Annotated in this window: 22 protein-coding genes; 5 read left to right on the top strand and 17 right to left on the bottom strand. The window is 70.8% G+C overall.

What is annotated here, in order from left to right; genetic code table 11:
* Positions 1–12 precede the first annotated feature (12 nt).
* Complete coding sequence (locus IF46_RS0111825; RefSeq protein ID WP_030488361.1) at positions 13–723, bottom strand: MBL fold metallo-hydrolase; 711 nt, start codon at positions 721–723, stop codon at positions 13–15.
* Between the two features lie 270 nt (positions 724–993).
* On the opposite strand from IF46_RS0111825, the gene IF46_RS0111820 reads away from it, so the two are divergent.
* Complete coding sequence (locus tag IF46_RS0111820; protein ID WP_030488360.1) at positions 994–1,872, top strand: peptidylprolyl isomerase; 879 nt, start codon at positions 994–996, stop codon at positions 1,870–1,872.
* A 60-nt stretch (positions 1,873–1,932) separates the two neighbouring features.
* Complete coding sequence (locus IF46_RS0111815; RefSeq protein ID WP_030488359.1) at positions 1,933–2,772, top strand: peptidylprolyl isomerase; 840 nt, start codon at positions 1,933–1,935, stop codon at positions 2,770–2,772.
* 66 nt (positions 2,773–2,838) lie between these two features.
* Here the strand turns inward: IF46_RS0111815 and IF46_RS0111810 are convergent, their stop codons facing one another.
* From IF46_RS0111810 to ruvC, 8 genes are all read right to left on the bottom strand, one after another.
* Positions 2,839–5,361: a RelA/SpoT family protein gene (locus tag IF46_RS0111810; protein WP_030488358.1), complete on the bottom strand. Its 2,523-nt coding sequence runs from the start codon at positions 5,359–5,361 to the stop codon at positions 2,839–2,841.
* Positions 5,362–5,530: 169 nt separating this feature from the next.
* Positions 5,531–6,097 carry an adenine phosphoribosyltransferase gene (locus IF46_RS0111805; RefSeq protein ID WP_030488357.1) on the bottom strand — a complete coding sequence of 189 codons (567 nt, stop codon included), beginning with the start codon at positions 6,095–6,097 and terminating at the stop codon, positions 5,531–5,533.
* Between the two features lie 78 nt (positions 6,098–6,175).
* Positions 6,176–7,369, bottom strand: a complete 1,194-nt coding sequence (gene secF / locus IF46_RS0111800; RefSeq protein WP_030488356.1) for a protein translocase subunit SecF — start codon at positions 7,367–7,369, stop codon at positions 6,176–6,178.
* Position 7,370: 1 nt separating this feature from the next.
* Positions 7,371–9,257, bottom strand: a complete 1,887-nt coding sequence (gene secD / locus IF46_RS0111795; RefSeq protein WP_030488355.1) for a protein translocase subunit SecD — start codon at positions 9,255–9,257, stop codon at positions 7,371–7,373.
* 299 nt (positions 9,258–9,556) lie between these two features.
* Complete coding sequence (gene yajC / locus IF46_RS0111790; RefSeq protein ID WP_030488354.1) at positions 9,557–9,895, bottom strand: preprotein translocase subunit YajC; 339 nt, start codon at positions 9,893–9,895, stop codon at positions 9,557–9,559.
* A 139-nt stretch (positions 9,896–10,034) separates the two neighbouring features.
* Entirely contained in the window at positions 10,035–11,102 is a 1,068-nt protein-coding gene (gene ruvB / locus IF46_RS0111785) for a Holliday junction branch migration DNA helicase RuvB (RefSeq protein ID WP_030488353.1), read from the bottom strand.
* Positions 11,103–11,118: 16 nt separating this feature from the next.
* Positions 11,119–11,721, bottom strand: coding sequence for a Holliday junction branch migration protein RuvA (ruvA, locus tag IF46_RS0111780; RefSeq protein WP_030488352.1), 603 nt, complete (start codon positions 11,719–11,721; stop codon positions 11,119–11,121).
* Positions 11,718–12,245 carry a crossover junction endodeoxyribonuclease RuvC gene (ruvC, locus tag IF46_RS0111775; protein ID WP_030488351.1) on the bottom strand — a complete coding sequence of 176 codons (528 nt, stop codon included), beginning with the start codon at positions 12,243–12,245 and terminating at the stop codon, positions 11,718–11,720. The genes ruvA and ruvC overlap by 4 nt, the downstream gene beginning before the upstream one ends.
* A gap of 309 nt (positions 12,246–12,554) precedes the next feature.
* Between ruvC and IF46_RS0111770 the strand changes: the two genes are divergently transcribed.
* Both IF46_RS0111770 and IF46_RS0111765 read left to right on the top strand, forming a co-directional pair.
* Positions 12,555–13,337 (top strand): 3-hydroxybutyrate dehydrogenase, encoded by a 783-nt coding sequence (locus IF46_RS0111770; RefSeq protein ID WP_030488350.1) that lies wholly within the window; start codon positions 12,555–12,557, stop codon positions 13,335–13,337.
* A gap of 14 nt (positions 13,338–13,351) precedes the next feature.
* Entirely contained in the window at positions 13,352–15,271 is a 1,920-nt protein-coding gene (locus IF46_RS0111765; RefSeq protein ID WP_030488349.1) for a helix-turn-helix domain-containing protein, read from the top strand.
* Positions 15,272–15,319: 48 nt separating this feature from the next.
* Here the strand turns inward: IF46_RS0111765 and IF46_RS0111760 are convergent, their stop codons facing one another.
* From IF46_RS0111760 to IF46_RS0111725, 8 genes are all read right to left on the bottom strand, one after another.
* Positions 15,320–15,928 (bottom strand): TetR/AcrR family transcriptional regulator, encoded by a 609-nt coding sequence (locus IF46_RS0111760; RefSeq protein ID WP_030488348.1) that lies wholly within the window; start codon positions 15,926–15,928, stop codon positions 15,320–15,322.
* A gap of 11 nt (positions 15,929–15,939) precedes the next feature.
* Complete coding sequence (locus IF46_RS0111755; RefSeq protein ID WP_030488347.1) at positions 15,940–17,508, bottom strand: MFS transporter; 1,569 nt, start codon at positions 17,506–17,508, stop codon at positions 15,940–15,942.
* Between the two features lie 85 nt (positions 17,509–17,593).
* Positions 17,594–18,265 carry a transcriptional regulator gene (locus IF46_RS0111750; RefSeq protein WP_232234011.1) on the bottom strand — a complete coding sequence of 224 codons (672 nt, stop codon included), beginning with the start codon at positions 18,263–18,265 and terminating at the stop codon, positions 17,594–17,596.
* A 76-nt stretch (positions 18,266–18,341) separates the two neighbouring features.
* Complete coding sequence (locus IF46_RS0111745) at positions 18,342–19,355, bottom strand: branched-chain amino acid ABC transporter permease (RefSeq protein ID WP_030488345.1); 1,014 nt, start codon at positions 19,353–19,355, stop codon at positions 18,342–18,344.
* Positions 19,352–20,233, bottom strand: a complete 882-nt coding sequence (locus IF46_RS0111740; RefSeq protein WP_030488344.1) for a branched-chain amino acid ABC transporter permease — start codon at positions 20,231–20,233, stop codon at positions 19,352–19,354. The genes IF46_RS0111745 and IF46_RS0111740 overlap by 4 nt, the downstream gene beginning before the upstream one ends.
* Entirely contained in the window at positions 20,230–21,480 is a 1,251-nt protein-coding gene (locus tag IF46_RS0111735; RefSeq protein ID WP_030488343.1) for an ABC transporter substrate-binding protein, read from the bottom strand. The genes IF46_RS0111740 and IF46_RS0111735 overlap by 4 nt, the downstream gene beginning before the upstream one ends.
* Before the next feature lie 51 nt (positions 21,481–21,531).
* Positions 21,532–22,224 carry an ABC transporter ATP-binding protein gene (locus tag IF46_RS0111730; RefSeq protein WP_030488342.1) on the bottom strand — a complete coding sequence of 231 codons (693 nt, stop codon included), beginning with the start codon at positions 22,222–22,224 and terminating at the stop codon, positions 21,532–21,534.
* Positions 22,211–22,972, bottom strand: coding sequence for an ABC transporter ATP-binding protein (locus IF46_RS0111725; protein ID WP_030488341.1), 762 nt, complete (start codon positions 22,970–22,972; stop codon positions 22,211–22,213). The genes IF46_RS0111730 and IF46_RS0111725 overlap by 14 nt, the downstream gene beginning before the upstream one ends.
* A 223-nt stretch (positions 22,973–23,195) precedes the next feature.
* Here IF46_RS0111725 and IF46_RS0111720 point away from each other — a divergent pair, with 223 nt between their 5' ends.
* Positions 23,196–24,053, top strand: coding sequence for an SPFH domain-containing protein (locus IF46_RS0111720; RefSeq protein ID WP_030488340.1), 858 nt, complete (start codon positions 23,196–23,198; stop codon positions 24,051–24,053).
* The last annotated feature ends 36 nt before the right edge of the window (positions 24,054–24,089 follow it).

Below are 24,089 nucleotides of genomic sequence, written 5' to 3'. Positions count from 1 at the left end.
CGGACGAAAGATCTAGAGGCCCCGGGTGGGCGCGGCCGGCGACGTGCCGGCCACCTCGATGAGGTACGGGTTGCTGGCGCGCTCGCGGCCGATGGTGGTGCTGGGTCCGTGGCCGGGCAGCACGACGGTGTCGTCGGCCAGCGGAAGGATCTTGTCGCGCAGGCTGGTGAGCATGGCCGGCATGCTCCCGCCCGGCAGGTCGGTGCGGCCGATCGACCCGGCGAAGAGGACGTCGCCGGAGAGGCACAGCTCGTCCGCCTCCCAGCTCGACCCGGCGCCTGGCAGCCGGAACAGCACCGACCCGCCGGTATGGCCGGGGGCATGGTCGACGGCGATCTCCAGGCCGGCGAGCGTGAGGGTGGCGCCGTCGGTCAGCTCCGCCACGTCCTCCGGCTCGGTGTAGCTCAGCCGGCCGCCGAAGAGCGACGTCAGGTCGGTCGAGAGGCCCTTGGACGGGTCGGCCAGCATCTCCCGGTCGCCGGGGTGCACGTAGGCGGTGATGCCGCGCGCACCGCAGACCGGCGCGACCGAGAAGGTGTGGTCGAGGTGGCCGTGGGTGAGCAGCACGGCGGCCGGATGCAGGCGGTGCTCGGCGAGCAGCGCGTCGAGCTGGTCGAGAACCCCGATCCCGGGGTCGACCACCACGCACTGCTCCCCCGGCGCGGTGGCAACCACGTAGCAGTTGGTGCCGAAGGCGTCCGCGGGAAAGCCGGCCACGAGCACGGGCGCTGTCCTTTCCGTCGAGCAGCTGTCGTCCTGCCCAGCAGCCTATCGGTCGGGCCGAGCGAGTTTGCCGGGTCCGTCCCTCGCGCCTCATCCGGCACAGTGACAACCTCCGATAAGCGCTGCTCGGGACGGGGTGGACCTCGTACACCACATTCCCAGTCACTAGCCGTACACTCTGGCGGGCGTGTGGCGCGGCACACGTGACGCCCGGACGGGCCGGGGCGACCGGCCGCCGGCGACGACCAGGCAGAGGAAAGGGGAGCACCGGTGGCTTCCAGCAGGGACCGGCAGCGCAAACTGGCGCGGGCCAAGCTCGACCGGCAGTTGGTTCGCCGGGCCGCCGCTACGCGGCGCCGTCGGCAGATCCAGGCCGGAGTTGGAGCGGCCCTGATCCTCGTGTTGGTCGTGGCCGGCTCGGCCTGGGGGCTCGGGGCGTTCGACTCCGACCCGAAGCAGAACACGGCCGCGGAGGACACCTGCCTCTGGACGCCGCAGGACGCGACGGCCAACACCAACCTCAAGGACGTCGGCACGCCGGCGACCAAGGATCTGCCCACCAATGGCACCCGGGCGATGACGGTGACCACCAACCAGGGTGCGCCGATCACCGCCGAGCTGAACCTGACCAACTCCCCGTGCGCGGCGGCGAGCGTCGCGCACCTGGCGAGCCGGTCGTTCTACGACAACACCAAGTGCCACGAGATCACCGCCGAGGGCGCGCTGCGCTGCGGCGACCCGAGCGGCACCGGTCTCGGTGGGCCGACCTACTCGTTCTACGACGAGGAGGTGCCGACCGTGCCGTCGGCGTCCCCGTCGGCCAGCCCGGCCCCCGGCCAACCGCCGACGTACCCGAAGGGCACGGTGGCGATGGTCTCCAACCCGCCGGGCAGCAACGGCAGCCAGTTCCTGATCTTCTTCAAGGACTTCACCACCGCCGACCCGAAGTACCCGGTGATCGGCCGGGTGACCGGCGGGCTGGACGTGGTGGAGAAGATCGGCGCCCTCCCGACCGTGGACAATGGGACCGGGGCCAAGGTCAAGCCCAGCACCGATGTGACGATCCAGAGCCTCACGGTCGGTGAACCGGTCACCGGTGCGGCACCGTCGGCCTCCGGCACCCCGGCCAGCAGCCCGAGCGCCGGCTGACCGGGCGCCACCACCCATCTAACGCGGCACTCAGCAGCAGACAGCCAGGAGGATCCAGGCGTGACGTCCACCAGAGAGCGGCAGCGCGCGGCGGCACGCGCCCGGCTCGAGAAGGATATGGCCGAGCGCGCGGCGAAGGCCCGCAAGCGCCGGCAGACAACGGCGATCGTCAGCGCGGGCGCCGCACTGGTGCTCGTGGTCGCCGGCACCGTCTGGCTGGCGGTGACCCTCGGCGGCGACGATGACAAGACCGACACCGCCGCGCCGGCGGCTGGCGCTTCCGAGTGCGCGTACACCGCACTGCCCAAGGAGCAGCGGCCCCCGCAGATCAAGGACGTGGGGGTGCCGAGCAACCAGCAGTCCGCCAAGGGCATCCAGACCATGACGATCGACACCAACCTCGGCCCGATCACCGCCAAGATCGACCGGTCGCTGGTGCCGTGCACGGCGGGCAGCTTCACCTACCTCGCGGAGAAGAACTTCTTCGACAACACCAAGTGCCACCGCCTCGTGACCGAGGGCATCAAGGTGTTGCAGTGCGGTGACCCCAGCGCCACCGGCAACGGCTGGCGGGACACCGACGGCCAGGGCGGCCCGAGCTACCGGATGGCCGAGGAGAACCTGCCCACCGACAAGCGCCCGCCGTACCCGGAGGGTGTCATCGCGATGGCCAAGTCCAGCGAACCGGGCAGCACCGGCAGCCAGTTCTTCATCGTGTACGGCGACTCTCCGCTGGACCCGGCGTACACCGTGCTGGGCACCATCACCGGCGGCATGGACCTCGTCATGGACGTGGCCAAGGCCGGCGACGACGGGGCGTTCGCCCAGCAGGCCGGCGGCGGCCACCCGAAGAAGGAGGTCATCATCAAGGACCTCACGATGAGCGCGCCGCAGAGCTGACACTCGCGCAGACGACCAAGCGCCCGCCGGCTGAGCCGGCGGGCGCTGTCGTGTCCGGGGTACGCGTCAGGCGCCGGAGGTGACCCGGTAGGCGTCGAAGACGCCGTCGACCTTGCGAACCGTGGCCAGCAGGTGGCCCAGGTGCTTCGGGTCGGCCATCTCGAAGCTGAACCGGCTCACCGCCACCCGGTCGCGGGTGGTGGTGACGGTGGCGGAGAGGATGTTGACCCGCTCGTCGGAGAGCACCCGGGTGACGTCGGCCAGCAGCTTGTGCCGGTCCAACGCCTCGACCTGGATGGCGACCAGGAACGTCGAGGCGGAGGTGAGCTTCCAACTCACCTCGACGACCCGCTCGGCCTGCGCGCGCAGGTCCTCGGCGTTGGCGCAGTCGTCGCGGTGCACGCTCACCCCGCCGGAGCGGGTGACGAAGCCGAACACCGAGTCCGGTGGGACCGGGGTGCAGCAGCGGGCCAGCTTGATCCAGACGTCGCTGACGCCCCGGACCACCACGCCCGGGTCGCTGCTGCTCTGCCGGCTGCGCGGTGGCCGGGTGGCGACGGCGGTCTCGGCGATGTCCTCCGCCGCGCCCTCCTCGCCGCCGTACGCGGCCATCAGCTTCTGCACCACCGACTGGGCGGAGACCTGACTGTCGCCGACCGCCGCGTAGAGCGAGGCCACGTCGGCCAGGTGCAGGTCCCGAGCGATCGACATGAGCGCGTCGGAGGTGAGCATCCGCTGCAACGGCATGCCCTGCTTGCGCATCGCCTTGACGATCGCGTCCTTGCCGGCCTCGATCGCCTCCTCGCGCCGCTCCTTGTTGAAGTACTGGCGGATCTTCGTGCGTGCGCGCGGGCTCTTGACGAAGCCCAGCCAGTCTTGCGTCGGGCCGGCCGTCTCGGACTTCGACGTGAAGATCTCGATCACGTCGCCGTTGGACAGCGTCGACTCCAACGGCACCAACTTGCCGTTGACCCGCGCCCCGATGCACTTGTGCCCCACCTCGGTGTGCACCGCGTAGGCGAAGTCCACAGGCGTCGACCCGGTCGGCAGCGGGATGACGTCACCCTTCGGGGTGAAGACGTACACCTCCTGGCTGGACAGGTCGAAGCGCAGCGCGTCCAGGAACTCGCTCGGGTCGGCGGCCTCGCGCTGCCAGTCGAGCAACTGCCGCAGCCAGGTCATCTCGTCGATGTGCGCGGGCGGGCCAACGATCTGAGTGCCCTTGTGCTCCTTGTACTTCCAGTGCGCGGCGATGCCGAACTCCGCGGTGCGGTGCATCGCGTACGTGCGGATCTGCATCTCCACCGGCTTGCCGGTGGGCCCGATGACCGTCGTGTGCAACGACTGGTACATGTTGAACTTGGGCATCGCGATGTAGTCCTTGAACCGGCCCGGCACCGGCTGCCAGTTGGCGTGGATCACACCCAGCGCCGCGTAGCAGTCGCGAACCGTGTCGACCAGGATGCGCACGCCCACCAGGTCGTAGATGTCGTTGAAGTCGCGACCCCGCACGATCATCTTCTGGTAGATCGAGTAGAGGTGCTTCGGCCGCCCGGTGGTCTCCGCCTTGATCTTGGCGGCCTTCAGGTCCGTGCCGACCTTCTGCGTCACCTGCCGCAACAGCGACTCGCGCTGCGGCTGGTGCTCCCCGATCAGCCGGTTGATCTCCTCGTACCGCTTCGGGAACAGCGTGCCGAAGGACAGATCCTCCAGCTCCCACTTGATCGTGTTCATACCGAGGCGGTGCGCCAGCGGCGCCAGGATCTCCAGCGTCTCCTTGGCCTTCTGCTCCTGCTTGGGGCGGGGCAGGAAGGTCAGGGTACGCATGTTGTGCAGCCGGTCGGCGAGCTTGATCACCAGCACCCGCGGGTCCTTGGCCATCGCCACGACCATCTTGCGGATCGTCTCGGCCTTGGCCGCGTCGCCCAGCTTGACCTTGTCGAGCTTCGTGACACCGTCGACAAGCAGGGCGACCTCGCCACCGAAGTCGGCACGCATCTGGTCGAGGGTGTACTCGGTGTCCTCGATGGTGTCGTGCAGCAGCGCGGCGACAAGCGTGGTGGTGTCCATCCCCAGGTTGCCGAGGATCGTCGCCACCGCGAGCGGGTGGGTGATGTAAGGGTCGCCGGACTTGCGGTACTGCCCGGAGTGCCACCGCGCGGCCGTGTCGAAGGCGCGCTGGAGCAGGCGGGCGTCCGCCTTGGGGTGGTTGTCCCGGTGGCTCGCGATGAGCGGCTCCAGCACCTCGCTGACCTGAGAGGTCTGCCAGGGCGCGTTGAACCGGGCCAGCCGGGCCCGCACCCGCCGGCCGGTGGGCGCGTTGGACAGCCCGAAGCCGCCACTGGGCGACGGGTCGATGCCGGCGTCGGTCGGGAACGGCACCACGACGCCGTCGGCGCCCGGGGACGCCTCGACGCTCGGCGGGCCACTGGTCGGATGCGCCGCGCTCTCGCTGGAAGCCCTGCCGGAGCCGTTGCCGGTGCCCGTCACCCGGGCTGGCACGTCGCTCGGCCGGTCGGTCATCGAGCCGTCAGCGTCGCCTGTCGGGTGCACCGTGCCCTCCGCCGGAGGGACGACATCGTGGGACACCGGCCTCCTCACCGCTCGCCGGAAACACGCCAGCCGAACATCGGCCGGCCTGGTCTCGCCCGCCGGACGGTGTACCGCCGGCGTCAGCAATGGGCAATGCTACCCGCACGGACGGTCCCCTGCCGCTCCGCCAGACGGTCGGCGCCCGGCCCATCCGCCGGGTCCGGGATCAAACGGTCAGTAGGGCGTGGACGGGACGCGGCGTCAGTCTCTCGCGCCCTCCCAGGAAGCCGAGCTCCAGCAGCACGGTGAAGCCGGTGACCGTCCCGCCGGCCCGCTCGACCAGGTCCAGCGTCGCCTCGGCCGTGCCACCGGTGGCCAGCACGTCGTCGACCACCAGCACCCGGTGCCCGGCGGTGAAGGCGTCCTCGTGCACTTCGAGGGTGGCCTCGCCGTACTCCAGCTCGTAGGAGACCGAGTGCGCCGGGCGAGGCAGCTTGCCGGCCTTGCGCACCGGCACCACGCCCACCCCGGCCGCGTACGCGACGGCGGCCGCGACCACGAACCCGCGCGCCTCGATGCCGACCACCACGTCGAAGGCGTCCCGCCCGTGGTAAGCGACGATCCCGTCGATCACGTCACGGAAGACCTTCCCGTCGGCGAAGAGTGGCATCAGGTCCTTGAACATGATGCCGGGCTTGGGAAAGTCGGGCACGTCCAGCACCCGACTGGCGACCAGTCGGGCGACCTCCGGGCCGCTGTCCCCGTGCGCCGCGGTGCTGTGGGTTTCCGTCACGGCTGTCTCGCTCCCCTTCAACGACGAACGGCGTCCGGCAACAGCATGCCGGACGCCGTTCGGGTGTTTCCTGTCGGGTCAGCGCCGCTTGGCGCCACCCGGCCGGTTGCCGCCGCCAGCCGGGCGACCGCCCCGGACGCCGGTCGGCCGCTTGCCCGCCGGCCGAGCGCCCACCTTGGGGGCGGCACCAGCCAGCGCGGCGGCGTCCGCGTCGAGCGGCTCGTCGGTCGCGTCGGCCGAGGCCGGGCTCACGACACCCTTACCGGTGACCTCGCCGCGGGCGAGGCCGCCCCGGCGGGTCAGGACGCGCTTGTTGTGCGCCTGGATCCGCGGGTCGTAGTTCTTGAGCAGCGCCAGCAGCGGGGTGGCCACCAGGATGGAGGTCAGGAACGCCACCGCCATACCGACGAACAGCACCAGGCCGAGGTCCTTCAGCGTGCCGGCGCCGAGCAGACCGGCACCGATGAAGAGCAGACCGCCGACCGGCAGCAGGGCCACCACGGAGGTGTTCAACGACCGCATCAGGCTCTGGTTGACGGCCAGGTTGGCCGCCTCGCCGTACGTCTGGTTGTTGTTGGCGGTGATGCCCCGGGTGTTCTCCTGGACCTTGTCGAAGACCACCACCACGTCGTAGAGCGCGAAGCCCAGGATGGTGAGGAAGCCGATGATCGTCGACGGGGTGACCTCGAAGCCGACAAGCGAGTAGATGCCGGCGGTGAGGACCAGGTTCGTGATCAGCGAGGCGACCGCGGCGACGGCCATCCGCCACTCGAAGCGCAGGATCAGGTAGACCATCACCAGCGCGATGAAGATGACCAGACCGAGGATGGCCCGCGAGGTCACCTGGCTACCCCACGCCTCGCTGACCTGGTTACCGCTGATCTGGTCGGCGTTGATGCCGAAGTCCTTGGCGATCTGAGCCTTGACCGCGTTGGCCTGCTCGGCGGTGAGCTGCCCGGTACGCAGCTCGTAGGAGTCACCGCCGGGGCCGCCGACCTTCTGCGCGGTGGCCACGTGGGCGCCTGTGTTCTCGGCGGTGAGGGCCGCGTTGACCTCGCGCTCGGCGTCGTTCAGGGTGCCGACGCTGGCCGGCACCTGGAACGAGTTGCCGCCGGCGAACTCGATGCCCAGGCTGAAGCCCCGGAGCGAGAAGCTGAGGATCGCGATCAGGACCAGGATCCCGGCGACGCCGAACCAGAGCTTGCGCCGGCCGACGATGTTGAGACCGGCCTCGCCGTTGTAGAGGCGGCTCGCCAGACCGTTTTCAGCCATCTCAGGCCTCCTTGGCGCGCGGGTTGCGGGGCTGAGTCGGCTGGTTGCGGGCCGGAAGCGCCCGGCCCAGACCGCTGACCCGCGGGGACAGGAACGCCCGGGTCCGGGCGAACATCGTCATGATCGGGTGGCGGAAGAGGAAGACCACGACCAGGTCCAGCACGGTGGCCAGACCGAGGGCGAACGCGAAGCCCTTGACCGTGCCGACCGAGACCACGTAGAGCACCACCGCGGAGAGCAGGGTGATCGCGTTGGCCGAGATGATCGTGCGGCGGGCCCGGATCCAGGCGCGGGGCACCGCGCTACGCGGGCTACGCCCCTCCCGGATCTCGTCCTTCAATCGTTCGAAGTAGATGACGAACGAGTCCGCCGCCACACCTAGTGAGACGATCATGCCGGCGATGCCGGCGAGGGTGAGCGTGAAGCCGATCTGCCGGCCGAGCACCACAAGCGCGCCGAAGACCAGCAGCGCGGAGAGGATGAGGCTCAGGAAGATCACCGAGCCGAGCAGCCGGTAGTAGAAGAACGAGTAGATGATGACCAGCAGCATGCCGATGCCCGCCGCGAGCAGACCGGCGCGCAGGTGGCTGGCGCCCAGGGTGGCGGTGACGTTCTGCGCCTCCTGCTGCTTGAAGGTCACCGGCAGCGCGCCGTAGCGCAGCTGGCCGGCGAGCGCGCTGGCGTCCTTCTGGTTGAAGTTGCCGGTGATCTGGGAGTTGCCGGTCAGCACGCCCTGGATCTCCGGGGAGGAGACGATCTCGTTGTCCAGCACGACGGCCACTCGGCACTTGCCGTCCTGGCCCAGCGCGGTCGCGTCGCAGGCCTGACCCTCGTTGTTGAACGCCTCACGGGTGAGGTTGGTCCACTTGCCCTGGCCGTCGCCGGTGAAGTCGAGGCTGACCACCCAGGCGTTGGTCTGGTCGAGCACCGCGTCGGCGTCGTCCACGTCGGTGCCGAGCACCTTGGCCTTGTCGAGCAGGTTCTTCGAGGCGCCGTCCTCGCAGGCGACGACCTGCTGGTTCGGGTCGGAGATCGACGCCGGCGGGCGCTTGTCGAGCTGCGCGCAGCTGATCGTCGGCACGTTGAACTGCATCTGCGCCGGCAGCACCGCGACCTCCTGCGCCGACAGCGTGCCGAACGGCTTGAGCTTGTCGGCGAGCGACGGGTCGGCGCTCAGGTCGGCCGGGGCCTGCAGCCCGTTGGCGGCCTGCCAGGATGCCGCGCCGACCTTCTGCTCGACGGCCTTGCGCTGCTCCTCGATGCTGGCCGGCACCGGCTCGGAGCTGGCACTGGGCGCGGCGGCGCTCGGCGAGGCCGTGGCGGACGCGGAGGGGGTCGGCGTGGCGCTCGGCGACGCCGGGGCCATCCCACCCTGACCGCCGCTGGGCGACGAGGTCACCTTCGGCGAGGCGCTGCCCGACGGAGTCGGCTGCACGCTGCCGGACGGGGTCGGGACGGCGCTGCCGGACGGGGTCGGCGTGGCGGCGGGCGGTGCCTCGGCCACGCCGCTGCCGGAGGCGGCTTTGAGCACCTTGCGGAAGCGCAGCTCGGCCGCGCTGCCCACCTCGTCGAGGTTCCGGTTCTCACCGGGCAGGGAGATGACGATGTTCCGGTTGCCCTCGGTGACCACCTCGGCCTCGGCCACGCCGAGCCCGTTGACCCGGTTCTCGATGATCTGCCGGGCCTCCTCGAGGTTCTCCGCCGTCGGCGGCTTGCCATCGACGGTGTTGGTCGCCTCCAGCGTCATCCGGGTGCCGCCGATCAGGTCCAGACCGAGCTTTGGCTCGAGCCGGTCCTTCAAGCTGCCGTTGGCTCCGGCGAAGAACACCAAAAGATAGAGGACCACGAAGATGAACCCGAGCACGGCGAGCTGCCGCCCGGGGCGCATCTGTCCCTGAGGTGGTGGTGCCACGGCTGTCCTGTCTCCCTGTACGGTCGCGCCGCTGTGCGCAGCGGCGGCGGTGTCGGGCCGGGGGCCCCGCCCGACGGGTCTGCCTTGAGCCGACGAGATGCCGACACGAAGACCGGGCGCCCCGGCGTGGAACGCCGACGGCCACGGAATCGTGCCGACGCCCGGCGTCGACCCAACTATCCAGTTTTCACGTCTCGTCCGCTGCCCCGTCGGGCGCGGCAACCCGGAAGCCGGTCGACCGGTCGTACGCCGGACCCACCGCTCCCGGGACGGGGTCAGTCCTTGGCGGTGTCCGCGTCCTCGGTGACCGGCTCGCTCGGCAGCTCCGCGCGGGTGACCACCCGCGCGATGGCCGGGCGGGCGTAGCGGGTCTGCACGCCCGGTGCGACCTCGATCAGGACAGTGTCGTCCTCGATGCCGGTGACCGTGCCGTAGAGCCCACCGATGGTCACGACCTCGTCGCCGGGGCCGAGGTTGGACTGCATCGACTCCGCCTCACGGCGGCGCTTCTGCTGGGGCCGGATCATCATGAAGTACATGACACCGAAGAGCAGGGCGATCATCAGGATCGGCGTGAAACCGCCGGCCCCGCCGCCCGCTGCTGCGTATTGCACGGTTACTGCCTTCCCATTGGCCACCTGCCCGGCACCGTGGGTGCCGGAGCGGAGGCGGATTCTCACGTCCTGTACAGACCGCGGCGAAGTCTAAACCCTGCACCTGAGAACACCGAATGCGGCACAGATCACGTTCACATCACGGCAGTTCGGTATCCAAGGAGAACAGATCGGGCACAGGCGGACTATCCGCGCCAAATGTACCATTCGGCGGGGTGCGTCCCAGATGCCGCCAGGCGGCCTCGGTAGCCACCCGCCCCCGGGGCGTACGGGCCAACAGACCAGCCCGCACCAGGAACGGCTCGCAGACCTCCTCGACCGTGTCCGGCTGCTCCCCCACCGCCACCGCGAGGGTGGACAACCCGACCGGGCCGCCCCGGAACGAGTCGACCAACGCGGTCAGCACCGCGCGGTCGAGCCGGTCCAGGCCGAGCGCGTCCACGTCGTACACGATCAGGGCGGCACGGGCGGTGTCGAGATCGACCACCCCGTCGGCCCGCACCTCGGCATAGTCGCGGACCCGGCGCAGCAGCCGGTTGGCGATCCGCGGCGTGCCCCGGGACCGACCGGCGATCTCGGTAGCGCCGTCGGGGGTGATCGGCACCCCCAGGATCCGCGCCGAGCGGTGCAGCAGCGTCTCCAGATCCGCCGGGGCGTAGAAGTCGAGGTGCGCGACGAAGCCGAACCGGTCGCGCATCGGCCCGGTCAACAGGCCCGAGCGGGTCGTCGCGCCGACCAGGGTGAACGGCTCGACGTCCAGCGGAATCGCCGTCGCCCCCGGACCCTTGCCGACCACCACGTCGACCCGGAAGTCCTCCATGGCGCTGTAGAGCAGCTCCTCGGCCGGCCGCGCGATCCGATGGATCTCGTCGATGAAGAGCACGTCGCCCTCGGCGAGACTGGTCAGGATCGCCGCCAGATCGCCGGAACGCTCGATCGCCGGGCCGCTGGTCACCCGGATGCCCGCGCCCAACTCGGCGGCGACGATGTTGGCCAGGCTCGTCTTGCCCAACCCGGGCGGGCCGGAGAGCAGGATGTGGTCCGGTGGCGACCCCCGCCGCATGGCGCCCTGCAACAACAGGTCGAGCTGGTCGCGTACCCGGTCCTGAGCGATGAACTCGGCCAGCCGCTTCGGCCGTACCGTGGCCTCCGCGTCCCGGTCGGCGTCGCTGACGTACGCCGACACGAGCCCCTCGGTCTCGCTCATCGGGCCACCCGCGCGCTCATCGGGTGCGGCCCAGCAGGCGGATGGCCTGCTTGAGCAGGACCGGCACCGGCGGGGTCTCCCCCTCGATCGACTCCGCCACCGCGGCCACCGCCTGATCGGCCTGACCGGCCGTCCAGCCCAGCCCGACCAGCGCCTGCCGGACCTGCTCGGGCCAGCTGCCGCGGGTCACCCCGGCCGCGCCGTCCGCGCCGATCGGGACCGGGCCGATCCGGTCGCGTAGCTCCAGCACCAGACGTTCCGCACCCTTCTTACCGATCCCCGGTACGCGGGTCAGAGCGGCCGTGTCGGCGTTGGCGATCGCCTTGCGCACCGCGTCCGGGGTGTGCACTGCCAGCACCGCCTGGGCCAGTCGTGGGCCGACCCCACTGGCGGTCTGGAGCAGCTCGAACAGCGACTTGGCGTCGTCGTCGGCGAAGCCGTAGAGGGTCAGCGAGTCTTCCCGCACGATCAGGCTGGTGGCGAGCCGGGCGACCTGGCCGACCCGTAGCTCGGCGAGCGTCCCGGGTGCGCAGTGCACGGCGAGGCCGACACCGCCGACCTCGATCACGGCCTGGTCCGGGCCCGTCGCGGTCACCGTGCCGCGCACGCTGGCGATCATCGCGCTCCTCCTCGTCGTGCCCGGTCGGCTGCGGCGGCCAGCTTCGAGCGGGTCCCGCCGCGCCACACGTGGCAGATGGCCAGGGCCAGCGCGTCGGCGGCGTCGGCCGGCTTCGGTGGCTCGGCCAACCGCAACAGCCGGGTCACCATCGCCGTCATCTGCGCCTTGTCGGCCTGACCGGACCCGGTCACGGCCGCCTTCACCTCGCTCGGGGTGTACGTCTGCACCGGCAACCCGGCCCGCGCCCCGGCCAGCACGGCGATGCCGCTGGCCTGCGCGGTGCCCATCACCGTGCGTACGTTGTGCTGGCTGAAGACCCGCTCGACGGCGACGCTCTCCGGTTCGTGCTTGGCCACCAGCTCGTTCAGCGACCGGTCCAGGTGCAACAGGCGCAGCGCCAGGTCGTCGGCCGGGTCGGTGTAGACCACGTAGTAGGCGACCAACGTGCAGGGTCGGCCGGGCACACCCTCGACCACGCCCACCCCACACCGGGTCAGCCCCGGATCCACACCGAGCACGCGCACGCCGCCCCCTCCCCAGCCGTTAGCAGTACGTGTGTTCGACACCCTAACCGGCGCCCTTCCCACCAGCCCCACGGGACACGCCCGCCCGCGCCCGCGCCGCCCCCGCGCAAGGCCGCGCCGCCCCGCGCGGGAGGCCAGCCCGGGCCAAGATCGTGCTCGATCCAGGTTCTAGTGGCCTTACCGACGCACCGATACCACTACATCCTGGATGTAGCGCGATCTTGGCGGGTGGGGCCACACAGCTTGGGTACGGAGTATGTGTCGCTGACCCATGTGCCGGGGAGCACACAGCTCGTAACTTCTTGCGCCATGACGGCAGAACCCGTGGTGGTCCCCCACGTCGTACAGGTCGACCTCTCCGGTCGGACCGCCCTGGTCAGTGGTGGCGGCAGCGGCATCGGGCGGGCGTGCGCCCTGCGGCTTGGCGCGGCCGGCGCCAAGGTGCTTGTGGTGGACCGCAACCTGGAGGCGGCCAAGGCGGTGGCCGCCGAGGTCGGCGGTCGGGCCGAGGGCGTCGACCTGTCCGACGCCGCGGCGGTGGACTCGCTCGACCTGGACGTGGACATCGTGGTGAACAACGCGGGGCTCCAGCACGTCGCGCCATTGCAGGACTTCCCCGTGGAGCGCTTCGAGTACATCCAGCGGGTGATGGTGGAGGCGCCGTTCCTGCTGATCCGCCGGGCGTTGCCGCAGATGTACGCCCGGGGCTGGGGGCGGATCATCAACATCTCCTCGGTGCACGGGTTGCGCGCCTCGCCGTACAAGGCGGCCTACGTCTCGGCCAAGCACGCTCTGGAAGGGCTGTCGAAGGTGGTCGCGCTGGAGGGCGCCGCGCACGGGGTGACCGCCAACTGCATCAACCCGGCGTACGTGCGCACCACCCTGGTGGAGAGCCAGATCGCCGACCAGGCGGCGAGCCACGGGATCGACGAGGCCGAGGTGATCGAGAAGATCATGCTGGCCCGGGCCGCGATCAAGCGGCTGATCGAGCCGGAGGAGGTCGCCGAGTTGCTCGCGTACCTCTGCTCGCCGCCGGCGGCGTTCATCACCGGCGCCTCGATCGCCCTCGACGGGGGCTGGACGGCCAACTAGTGGGGCTGAGCACAATGTCGACCATGTCATCGCCGGTGGAGTTCCTGGAGCTGCTCGCCCGTGAGGCCGCGGCGGTCGAGTTCGAGGGACCGCTGGTGGCCGCGCGGGCTGCCGGGCTGCCGCCGGACCGGCTGGCCGAGCTGGAGCAGGCCAGGTCGGTGGCGTTGCGGGTCCGCGCACTGCTGGAGCGTCGGCGTCGCCGCGAGAGCGAGCTGTCCGGCCTGTACGACACGGTCAGCGACCTGGCCGGGCTGCGCGACCTGGACGACGTGTTGCGGGCGATCGTGCACCGGGCCCGCCACCTGCTCGGCGCGGACGTGGCCTACATGACGCTCAACGACGACGAGCGTGGCGACACCTACATGCGAGTGACCGACGGCTCGGTCTCGGCTCGTTTCCAGCGGCTGCGCCTGCCGATGGGCGCCGGTCTCGGTGGCCTGGTGGCGCAGTCCGGCGCCCCGTACGTCACCGCCAACTATGGCGAGGACGCGCGCTTCCATCACACCGGTGAGATCGACGCCGGGGTCGGGGAGGAGGGGCTGGTGGCGATCCTCGGGGTCCCGCTGCGGCTCGGTTCCACCTCGATCGGGGTGCTCTACTCGGCCAACCGTTCGGCCCGGCCGTTCCTCCGGGAGGAGGTGGCGTTGCTGGTGTCGCTGGCCGCGCACGCCGCGGTGGCGATCGACACCGCCCGGCTGCTGACCGAGACCCGTTCGGCGTTGGCCGAGCTGTCGGCGGCGAACACCACCATCCGGGCGCACAGCAGCTCGGTGGAGCGGGCCGCGGCGGCCCACGACCGGATGACCGCCCTGGTGCTGCGCGGTGGCGGTGTGGAGGACGTGGCGGCGGCGGTGACCGAGGTGCTGGGCGGCGCGCTGTTGGCGTTGGACGCCGAGGGCCGGCTGCTGGCTCGGGTGGGTGAGATCGAGGAACCGGACCGGGCGGACATCGTCGAGGCGGTGGCCGCGTCGCGGACCGAGGGGCGCAGCGTACGCCGAGGTCCACTCTGGTACGCGGCCGTGGTGGCAGGCACGGAGAACCTGGGCGCGCTGGTGCTGCGCCCAGACGACGAGTTGGTCGACGCCGATCAGCGGATCCTGGAACGAGCCGCGTTGGTGACCGCGCTGCTGCTGCTGTTCCGCCGAACGGTCGCGGAGGCGGAGGGGCGGGTCCGTGGCGAGTTGCTGGACGACCTGATCGCCCGCCCGCTGCGCGACACCGACGCGCTGCGCAGCCGGGCCCGCCGGCTCGGCGTGGATCTGGACGCGCCGCACGTGCTGGTGGCGGTGGGCGACGACGCGATCGCCTCGACCGGCTCGGCCCGGCAGCGGGTGCTCTCCTGGGCCACCACGTACGCCTCGGCGCGCGGCGGGTTGGCCGCGGCGCGCGATGGCCGGGTGGTGCTCATGCTGCCGGGGCTGGACGCGGGCGGCAGTGCCCGCGCGGTGGCCCGGGACCTGTCCCGGGTGACCGGGCGACCGGTGACCGCCGGGGCGAGTGGCCCGTCGAACACGCCGTCGGCGCTGGCCGGGACGTTCCAGGAGGCGGACCGGTGCCTGACGGCGCTGGGCGCGCTGGGCCGGGCGGGGCAGGGCGCGAGCACGATGGAGCTGGGCTTCGTCGGGCTGTTGCTGGGCACGGTCGGCGACCGGGGTGAGAAGGACGTGACCGAGTTCCTCACCGCCACCGTCGGGCCGGTGCTCGACTACGACGCCCGGCGCGGCACGGCGCTGGTAAAGACCCTGGAGGCGTACTTCGGGGTGGGTGGCAGCCTGGCCCGGGCCGCCGAGCAGCTGCACGTGCACGTCAACACGGTGACCCAGCGGTTGGAGCGGGTCGGGCAGCTGCTCGGCGTCGACTGGCAGCGACCCGAGCGGGCGCTGGAGGTGCAGCTCGCGCTGCGTCTGCACCGGCTGCGCGCACCGGCCCGCTGACCGACGCCCGCCTGCGGGCCCAGCGAGCCGCTGGCCGGGCGTGCGGCGTCAGCGGGCCTGGATGCCCACCAGCACGGCGTCGACCACCCGCTCGGGCAGGGACTGCTCGTCCAGGTCCGGATTCCACTGCAGCACCCGCTGGATCAGCATCGGCCCGGTGAGCAGCGCCATCGTCACCTCGACGTCGATGTCGGCGCGGAGCACCCCCTCGTCGATGCCGCGTCGCAGCACCTCGCGCATCAGCTGACGCCGGGGCGAGATGATGTTCTGGTAGAGCTGGAACTGGTCCGCGCTGCGGTTCACAGCGGGGGCCAGGCAGGGCATGATCTTGGCTGCCCGTGGGTCGACGTTCTTGCCGATCGCGCCGACCAGCAGCACCAGGTCGTCGCGGACGGAGTGGCCCGCCGGCTGCGCCATGACGCCTTTGAGTCGCCGCAACGCGTCCAGCAGCAACGCGTCCTTGCCGGCCCAGCGGCGGTAGATGGTGGCCTTGCCGACCCCGGCGCGGGCGGCGATCGCCTCGATCGACAGCGCCTCGATGGTGCTGCCCTCGGCGAGCAGGTCGAGGGTGGCCTCGATGATCGCCTCGTCGGCGCGGATGCTCCGCGGTCGCCCGGGCGACCGCGGAGCATCGGCAGTGGACGTCATGTCCGCCATTCTCGCCGAACCTATGCCGTGCCGGCGAGTTCGGGCTCGGCGACCGGCGCCGCCGGGGCGACGCTGGTGTCCTCCTTGCCCGGCATCCAGCGCAGCACCACGATGATCCCGAGCGCGGCGATCACCGCGGAGAGCCCAGCCGCCCAGTGCATGGCGGTGACGAAGGCGTCGTTGGCCGCCGAGATCAGCGCCGGCGCCGCCGGGCCGAGCTGGCCCGCCACCGCGTACGCCCCGGAGATCGACTCGTTGGCCGCGTCGTGGGCCTGCGTGGGCAGACCGGTCAGCGCGTCACCGATGTCGCTGCGGTAGACGGCGGAGAGCACCGAGCCGAGGACGGCCACGCCGAGCGCGCCGGCCACCTGCCGGATGGTGTTGCTGACCGCGGAGCCGACACCGGCCTTCTCCCGGGGCAGCGCCGACATGATCGACTCGGTGGCCGGCGGCATGATGTTGGCCATCCCGGCGCCCTGGATCAGGAAGACGAGCAGCACGATCCAGATCGGGGTGGACGCGCCGATGAAGACGAAGGCACCGAGTGACACCACGGTCAGCGCCAACCCGACGGTGGCGACGGCCTTACCGCCGTAGCGGCGGACCATCGCGGCGCTGCGCGGCGCGAAGATCAGCTGAGCGCCGGCGAAGGGCAGGAAGAGCAGGCCGGTCTGCAACGGGCTGTAGTCGCGCACGAGTTGCAGATAGAACGAGCCGAAGAACATCGAGCCCATCGCGGCGAAGAACACCAGGCCGACGATGGCGACCGGCGCGGCGAACCGGGGCACCTTGAACAGTCGGACGTCCAGCGACGGGTGGTCGCTGCTCCGCTCGTGCTGCACGAACCAGGCCAGCACCGCGAGCCCGACCAGGATCGAGCCCCAGGCCAGCGGGCGGTCGAAGCCGTGCTCGCCGCCGTCGATGATGCCGTACGAGAGGGCGACCAGGCCGACCACGGAGAGCAGGACACCGAGCACGTCGACGCGACCAGGCCGGGGGTCACGCGACTCGGGGACCAGCAGCGCGACCAGGACCACGCCGGCGACTACCACCGGCACGTTGATCAGGAAGACCGAGCCCCACCAGAAGTGCTCCAGCAGCGCGCCGCCGAGGATCGGGCCGATCGCCACGGCGAGACCGACCGCGCCGGCCCAGACACCGATGGCCCGACCACGCTCGCGCGGGTCGAAGACGTTGGAGATGATCGACAGCGTCACCGGCATGATGGCCGCGCCGCCGACCCCCATCAGGGCGCGGGCCGCGATGAGCTGGCCGGGGCTCTGCGCGTACGCGGAGAGCAACGACGCCAGACCGAACAGCGCCAGACCGATCATCAGGAAGCGCTTGCGGCCGGCGCGGTCGCCGAGCACCCCGAAGGTGAACAGCAGCCCGGCGAAGACGAGCGTGTAGGAGTTGATGGACCACTCCAGCTCGCCCTGGCTGGCGCCGAGGCCGTGCACCGGGTCGGCCAGCGTACGCAGGGCGACGTTGAGGATCGTGTTGTCGAGGACGACCACGAGGAGGCTGATCACCAGCACCCCCAGGATCGCCCACCGCCTCGGGTGTCCGGTGTTGTTGTGCAGCTCCATGCCTGGCTATTCCCCCCACGCTTGTCACCCGCGACGCAATACGATACGGGTCAGACTCGTAACGCGAGTCAGCCTACGACGCGCATTAACGATACGGTACCGATCCGTATCGTATGTGGTGGGCGTCACGCCCGGCCGGGACGGTCCGGCAGGCGGCCACGGCGTCCGACAGCGTGCCGAGACGGATCGCCGGATCGCCGAGCGGCTCGATCCAGCCCGGCCCGGCGCCGTACACCCGCAGGAGCGGGAAGTCCCGGGCGAAGCGCACCAGGCGGTACGCGCGGCCGGTGAGCGGCGTCTGCGACCAGAGCACGACGGTGTGCGGGCGGGCCCGGCGCACCGCGCTGGTCAGCGCGGGCCAGGGCAGCGCGGGGCCGAGATTCAGAGCGCCACGGCCCTGCTCGCGCAACGCGGCGGCGAGCGCGAGCAGGCCCAGGCTGTGCGCCTCCTGCTCGGCCCCGGCCAGCAGCACCCCGCCGGTGGGCAGTGACCGGCCCGGCTCCCGGCGGTACGCGTCCAACCCGACCCGGACACCCTCGAAGAGGGCGTGCTCGATGACGACCTCGGCGGCGGTACGCCCCGACAGCCGGGCCAGCAGCGGACGGCAGACCTGCTCCCAGAGCGCCGGCACGCCCCACGCCTCGGCCACCGCCAACAGCGACGAGGCGACGCCGTTGGCGTCCAGGTCCTCAGCCGCCAGCGACACCTGCTTGTGCGCGATCTCCACGGCCTCCGCCGGCATCGGATCGGTCAGCACCAGACGTACCCCCGGGTAGACGTTCTCTACCCGGGGTTCGCTCGAAGGGCGCGTCGCGGATGCGCCGTCGCGGGATTCAGCGGCGGCGGGTCGCCAGCCGGTGGGCCAGCGCGGCGACGCTGCCCCAGATGCCGCGCCGGAACAGCACCACGACGAGGACGAAGATGCCGCCGGTCACCAGGCCGATCGCCTCGAACCCGGAGAACGACAACAAGTCCTCCAACCGGACCACGAGGGCCGCGCCGAGCACCCCACCCCAGAGGGTGCCGATCCCGCCGAGCACCACCACGATGACCGCCTTGCCGGAGGTGGTCCAGTGCAGCACGTCCAGCGAGACGAAGCGGTGGCCGACCGCGAACAACCCGCCGCCAAGGCCGGCGATGAACCCGGAGAGCACGAACGCGGTGAGTTTGTAGCGGTGCACCGGGTAGCCCAGCGCCCGCGCTCGGGCCGGGTTGTCCCGGATGCCGACCAGCACCCGACCGAACGGTGAGTGCACGATCCGCCAGGCGGCGGCGAGCCCGAGCAGCACGATCGGCAGGATCGCGTAGTAGAAGAAGTAGTCGTCGGTGAGGTCGACGCCGAACAGGTCGCGGGGCACCCCCTGCAGGCCGTTCTCGCCCTGGGTCACCGAGCGCCACTCGTTGGCGACGTAGTAGACCAGCTGCGCGAAGGCCAGGGTCACCATGGCGAAGTAGATGCCGGTCCGCTTGACCGCCAGGTAGCCGATCGGCACGGCCAGCACCGCCGCGGCCAGGGCCCCGGCCAGCACCGCGAGGGGGAACGGCAGGCCGGCGTGGATGGCCACCAACCCGGTGACGTACGCCGACGTGCCCCAGAACGCGGCGTGCCCGAAGGACATCAGCCCGGTGAAGCCGAGCAGCAGGTCCACCGCCACGGCGAACAGCGCCCAGCAGAGGATGTCCACCGCGACCGCCGGGTAGAGGCCGTTGGGCAGCCACGCCGCGACGGCCAGACCGACGGCGAGCAGCGCGTACCGCACCCAGCCGGGGGCCCGCGCCACGGCGATCAGTCCGGACGGCGGTGTCGAGCGGGACGCGTCGGTAGGAGTGTGCACGGTGTTCGTCATGCGGGGGCCTCCTCACGACCGAACAGGCCGGCCGGGCGCCAGAGCAGCACGCCGGCCATCACCACGAAGACGATGGTCTGCGAGACGAGCGGGAAGTTGGACAGGTACGCCTCGCCCCACGCCTGCACCAGCCCGATGCCGAAGCCGGCGGCAACCGAGCCGAAGATCGAGCCCAGCCCGCCGATCACCACCACGGCGAACACCACGATGATCAGGTCGGCGCCCATCAGCGGGTTGACCGCCCGCATCGGCGCGGCCAACACACCGGCGAGGCCGGCCAGCCCGATGCCGAAGCCGAAGACCGGAGTCACCCACCGCCCGACGTCGATGCCGAACGCGCGGGTCAGGTCCGGCCGCTCGGTGGACGCCCGGACCACCATGCCGATCCGGGTCCGGGTCAGCACCCACCACACCGCGACGCAGAGCAGCACCGTGAAGCCGAGGATGAAGACCCGGTACGTCGGGAAGTCGAAGAGCCCGAAGTCGACCGACCCGCTCAACAGCGACGGCGTCTCGTACGGGCTGGACTGCACGCCGTAGCGCAGCTTCACCAGGTCCTGGAGGATCAGCGTCAGCCCGAAGGTGAGCAGGAAGTTGTAGAGCGGGTCCAGTGTGGTCAGCCGGTGGATCACCGCGCGTTCCAGCGCCATGCCGAGCAGACCCAACCCCACCGGCATGATCACCAGGGCTGCCCAGAACGGCACGCCCGCCTCGGTGAGCAGCACGTACGCCCCGAACGCGCCGAGCATGTAGAACGCGCCGTGGGCGAAATTGACCACCCGCAGCATGCCGAAGATGACCGCGAGCCCGAGGGCGAGCAGGGCGTAGAACGCCCCGCTCACCAACCCGTTGAACGTGTTCTGCGCGAATCCGCTCATAGTTTGCAGTCCGCCGAGGGCGCGCGGAACGCCTCCGCGGCGGGGATCGTCTTGAGCACCTTCACGTAGTCCCACGGCTCGGTGACCTCGGACTGCGGCTTCACCTGGGCCAGGTACGCGTCGTGCACCACCCGGTGGTCCTCGGCGCGGATCTTCCCGTTGCGCAGGAAGACGTCCTCGACCGTCTTGCCCTCCAGGCCCTTGACCACGGCGTCCGCGTCGTCGGTGCCGGCGGCCTGCACCGCCTCCAGGTACTGCAATGCCGCCGAGTAGTTGGCCGCGTGCGCGAACGTCGGCCTGGTGCCCGCCTTCCCTTGGAAACGGTCGGCGAACTCCCGGTTCTTCGCGTCGAAGTTCCAGTACCAGGCGTCGGTGTACGTGGTGCCGGCCAGCGCTGCCGGGGTGAGCGAGTGGATGTCGGTGAGGAACATCAGCCCCACCGCGAGGCCGACGCCCTTGTCCCGCAGCTTGAACTCGTTGTACTGCTTCACCACGTTGACCAGCTCCGCGCCGGCCTGCATGGTGCCCAGCACGTCCGGCTTCGGGTTCAGGTTCGGTGCCTTGAGCAGGAAGGTGGAGAAGTCACCGCTGGTGTTCGGGAACGGCGCCCCGTCCTTGCCGACGACCGCCCCGCCGGCCGCCGTGATCGCGGTGGAGAAGCTCTTCTCCATGTCCTGACCGAAGGCGTAGTTCGGGTAGAGGATGTACCAGTTCTTGCCGATCTGCTCGGTGGTGGTCTTCCCGGTGCCGTTGGCCAGCATGTACGTGTCGTACGCGTAGTGGAAGGTGTATTTGTTGCAGCTCTTGCCGGTCAGGTCGGTGGTCGCCGCGCCGATGTTGAAGTAGAGCTTCTTCTTCTCCTTCGCCACGTCGGCGACCTTCAGCGCGGCCGACGAGGTGGGCACGTCCAGGATCAGGTCGACGCCCTTGCGGTCGTACATCTCCTGGGCCTTGGAGTTGGCCACGTCCGGCTTGTTCTGGTGGTCGGCGGTCTCCACGGTGATGTCCCTGGTCACCGCCTTGTCGCCGTACTTCGCGGTGAAGTCGGCGATGGCCATCTCCACCGCCGCCACCGAGTTCTTCCCGGACAACTCCGAGTACGCCCCGGACTGGTCGTTGAGCACGCCCAGCACGACCTTGCCGCCGGTCAGCTTCTGGTCGCCACTCGACTGCGGGCCACCGCCACCGCACCCGGCGACCAGCACCACCACGGCCGACGCCGCGGCCACACCCATCGTCCTGCGCATGCCCACTCCATCCATCCCGTGCGTCGTCGCGCGGGTCGTCGTTGAGAAGATTCAGATCCCGAGGTACGCGAGCAGTTCGCGCTCGCGCGAGCGCACCTCGGAGTTGTCCATCGCCTCGGCGACACGTCCCTCGGCGAGCAGGTAGTGCCGGTCGGCGACACCTGTGGCGAAGTGCAGGTTCTGTTCGACCAACAGCACGGTCACCCCGTGCCGTTTGGCCTCGCGCAGCAGGTCGCCGACCTGCTGCACCAGCAGTGGCGACAGCCCTTCGGTGGGCTCGTCGCAGAGCAGCAGCCGGGCGCCCATCCGCAGCACCCGGGCCAGCGCGAGCATCTGCTGCTCGCCGCCGGAGAGCATGGTGGCCGCCGAGTCCCGCCGGGTGTGCAGGGCCGGGAACGCCGCGTACACCCGTTCCAGCGACCACGGGTCGGGGCCGACGGTGGGTGGCAGCGTGAGGTTCTCGGTGACGGTCAACGTGGCGTAGCTGCCCCGGTCGTCGGGCACCCAGCCCAACCCGAGGCGGGCCCGCTTGTGCGCCGGCAGCCGGGTGATGTCCCGCCCGTCCAGCTCCACCGTGCCGCGCTGGCCGGGGTGCAGCCCCATCACGCAGCGCAGCAGGGTGGACTTGCCGGCGCCGTTGCGGCCGACCAGGGTGACCACCTCGCCGGCGGAGACCTGGAGGCTGACGTCGCGCAGCACCTGCGCCTCGCCGTAGGAGGCGGACAGGTTCTCAATGCGCAGCATCAGCGGCTCCCAGGTAGGCGGTGATCACACGCTCGTCGGCGCGAACCTGCTCGTACGGGCCCTCGACGAGGACCTTGCCGGCCTGGAGCACGGTCACTGTGTCGGCGAGTCGGCCGACCACGCTCATGTTGTGTTCGACCATCACCACGGTCCGGCCCTGGCGGACCCGGCCGATCAGCTCGACGGTGCGATCGACGTCCTCCAGGCCCATGCCCGCGGTCGGCTCGTCGAGCAACAGCACCTTCGGATCGAGCGCCAGAGCGATGGCCAGCTCCAGAGCCCGTTTACGGCCGTACGCCAGCGACTCGGACGGCACCTGCGCCAGCTCGGCCAGCCCCACCATGGCCAACAGCTCGTCGGCCCGCTCGGTGTAGCGGCTCATCAACTTCGCCGAACGCCAGAACCGCCAGCCCAGCCCGCTGGGCGACTGCAACGCAAGCGCGACGTGCTCACGGGCGGACAGCTGCGGAAAGAGGCTGGTGATCTGGAACGAGCGGGCCACGCCGAGGCGGGCCACCTGCTCCGGGGGCAGCCCGGTGACGTCCCGCCCGGCCAGCTCGATCCGGCCGCCGCTCGGTCGCAGGAAACCGGTGAGCAGGTTGAACAGGGTGGTCTTGCCCGCGCCGTTCGGGCCGACAAGCGCGTGCACACTGTCCGACGCCACGTCGAGGTCGACGTCGTCGACCGCCCGGAAACCCCGGAAGTCCCGGGTCAGCCCACGGGCCGACAGGAGCGCTTGCCCGGCCATCGCCTCATCCTCCGCACGCCGCAGCGACGGTCGATTCGGTGACCGCGGTCACAGGGCCGTCGCGTGGACGAAACCTACGGCGAGCCGACGGAGTCGAGCCATGTCGATGGACTCCATATTCGGCCTGCGGTTGACGTGCACGAACGCCACTCCCCCGCGCCGCCAACTTGACCGAGCCCCCTAGGTTGATGATCCACACAGTTCAGCGGAAGGTTCCCACCCCATGCCCGTCGGTTTCACCATGGCGATCGTCTTCGCCGTCGCCCTGGCGGTCAGCGCTGTCGTCGCTCTCGTCGCCCCCGCACGGTCGCCGAAGCGGATCGCCGCCCTCGCGGCGCTCGCCTTCCTCGCCCTCACCCTGGTGGTGGGTGTCGCCTCCAGCGCCCACTCGGTGCCCATCCGCTCGGTCGGCATCGTCACCAGCTTCGGCAAGCCCACCGGCGAGGTGACCGGCTCGGGCCTGAAGTGGGTGGCGCCCTGGCAGAAGGTCGGCGAGTGGGACGCGGGCCGGCAGAAGTACGACCACATCGGCGGCGACAACTGCGTCCGCGTACGCACCGGCACCCTCGCCGACGCCTGCGTCGAGGTGCTCGTCGAGTGGCAGGTCAAGCCGGAGAACGCACCGAAGCAGTTCATGGACTACAAGGGCGACTTCGACAGCTTCCGGGGGCAGCGGGTGGGTGTGCAGCTCGACAGCGCGGTCAACGACGCCTTCGCGGCGTACAACCCGCTGGAGAAGATCGACGCCCAGACCGGCGACCTCAACGTCGACCTGAAGCCGTTCGCCGCGAACATCAAGACCAGCGCGGAGACCCGGCTCGCCACCGACGTGGACATCCTCTCGGTGACCATCACCCGGGTGAACCACGACGACAAGACCGAGGGCAACATCAAGGCGTTCCAGGACAAGCTGGCACAGACCCGCAACCTGGAGCAGGACCGCAAGAACGCGGAGATCTCCAAGCAGATCACCGAGACCAACGCGAAGGTCGACAAGGTGACCCGCTGCCTGGAGATCGCGGAGAAGAACGGCGCGAACCCGGGGCTCTGCATCAACCCGGGCATCGTCACCGGCAAGTGACCCGCAGCCGGCCCACCCCGCTACAGGTGGGCCGGC

This window comes from Micromonospora chokoriensis (assembly GCF_000718555.1).
GTDB classification, from domain to species: Bacteria; Actinomycetota; Actinomycetes; order Mycobacteriales; family Micromonosporaceae; genus Micromonospora; species Micromonospora chokoriensis_B.
The sequence above is the reverse complement of the archived record's forward strand: the minus strand, read 5'-3'. Positions and strand labels throughout refer to the sequence as shown.

What these genes read in the sequence shown, in the direction of transcription:
- secF (WP_030488356.1), bottom strand. Translation starts at nt 7,369, where the DNA reads ATGGCTGAAAACGGTCTGGCGAGCCGCCTCTACAACGGCGAGGCCGGT.
- secD (WP_030488355.1), bottom strand. Translation starts at nt 9,257, where the DNA reads ATGCGCCCCGGGCGGCAGCTCGCCGTGCTCGGGTTCATCTTCGTGGTC.
- ruvB (WP_030488353.1), bottom strand. Translation starts at nt 11,102, where the DNA reads ATGAGCGAGACCGAGGGGCTCGTGTCGGCGTACGTCAGCGACGCCGAC.
- ruvA (WP_030488352.1), bottom strand. Translation starts at nt 11,721, where the DNA reads ATGATCGCCAGCGTGCGCGGCACGGTGACCGCGACGGGCCCGGACCAG.
- IF46_RS0111770 (WP_030488350.1), top strand. Translation starts at nt 12,555, where the DNA reads ATGACGGCAGAACCCGTGGTGGTCCCCCACGTCGTACAGGTCGACCTC.
- IF46_RS0111765 (WP_030488349.1), top strand. Translation starts at nt 13,352, where the DNA reads ATGTCGACCATGTCATCGCCGGTGGAGTTCCTGGAGCTGCTCGCCCGT.
- IF46_RS0111760 (WP_030488348.1), bottom strand. Translation starts at nt 15,928, where the DNA reads ATGGCGGACATGACGTCCACTGCCGATGCTCCGCGGTCGCCCGGGCGA.
- IF46_RS0111755 (WP_030488347.1), bottom strand. Translation starts at nt 17,508, where the DNA reads ATGGAGCTGCACAACAACACCGGACACCCGAGGCGGTGGGCGATCCTG.
- IF46_RS0111745 (WP_030488345.1), bottom strand. Translation starts at nt 19,355, where the DNA reads ATGACGAACACCGTGCACACTCCTACCGACGCGTCCCGCTCGACACCG.
- IF46_RS0111740 (WP_030488344.1), bottom strand. Translation starts at nt 20,233, where the DNA reads ATGAGCGGATTCGCGCAGAACACGTTCAACGGGTTGGTGAGCGGGGCG.
- IF46_RS0111735 (WP_030488343.1), bottom strand. Translation starts at nt 21,480, where the DNA reads ATGCGCAGGACGATGGGTGTGGCCGCGGCGTCGGCCGTGGTGGTGCTG.
- IF46_RS0111730 (WP_030488342.1), bottom strand. Translation starts at nt 22,224, where the DNA reads ATGCTGCGCATTGAGAACCTGTCCGCCTCCTACGGCGAGGCGCAGGTG.
- IF46_RS0111725 (WP_030488341.1), bottom strand. Translation starts at nt 22,972, where the DNA reads ATGGCCGGGCAAGCGCTCCTGTCGGCCCGTGGGCTGACCCGGGACTTC.
- IF46_RS0111720 (WP_030488340.1), top strand. Translation starts at nt 23,196, where the DNA reads ATGCCCGTCGGTTTCACCATGGCGATCGTCTTCGCCGTCGCCCTGGCG.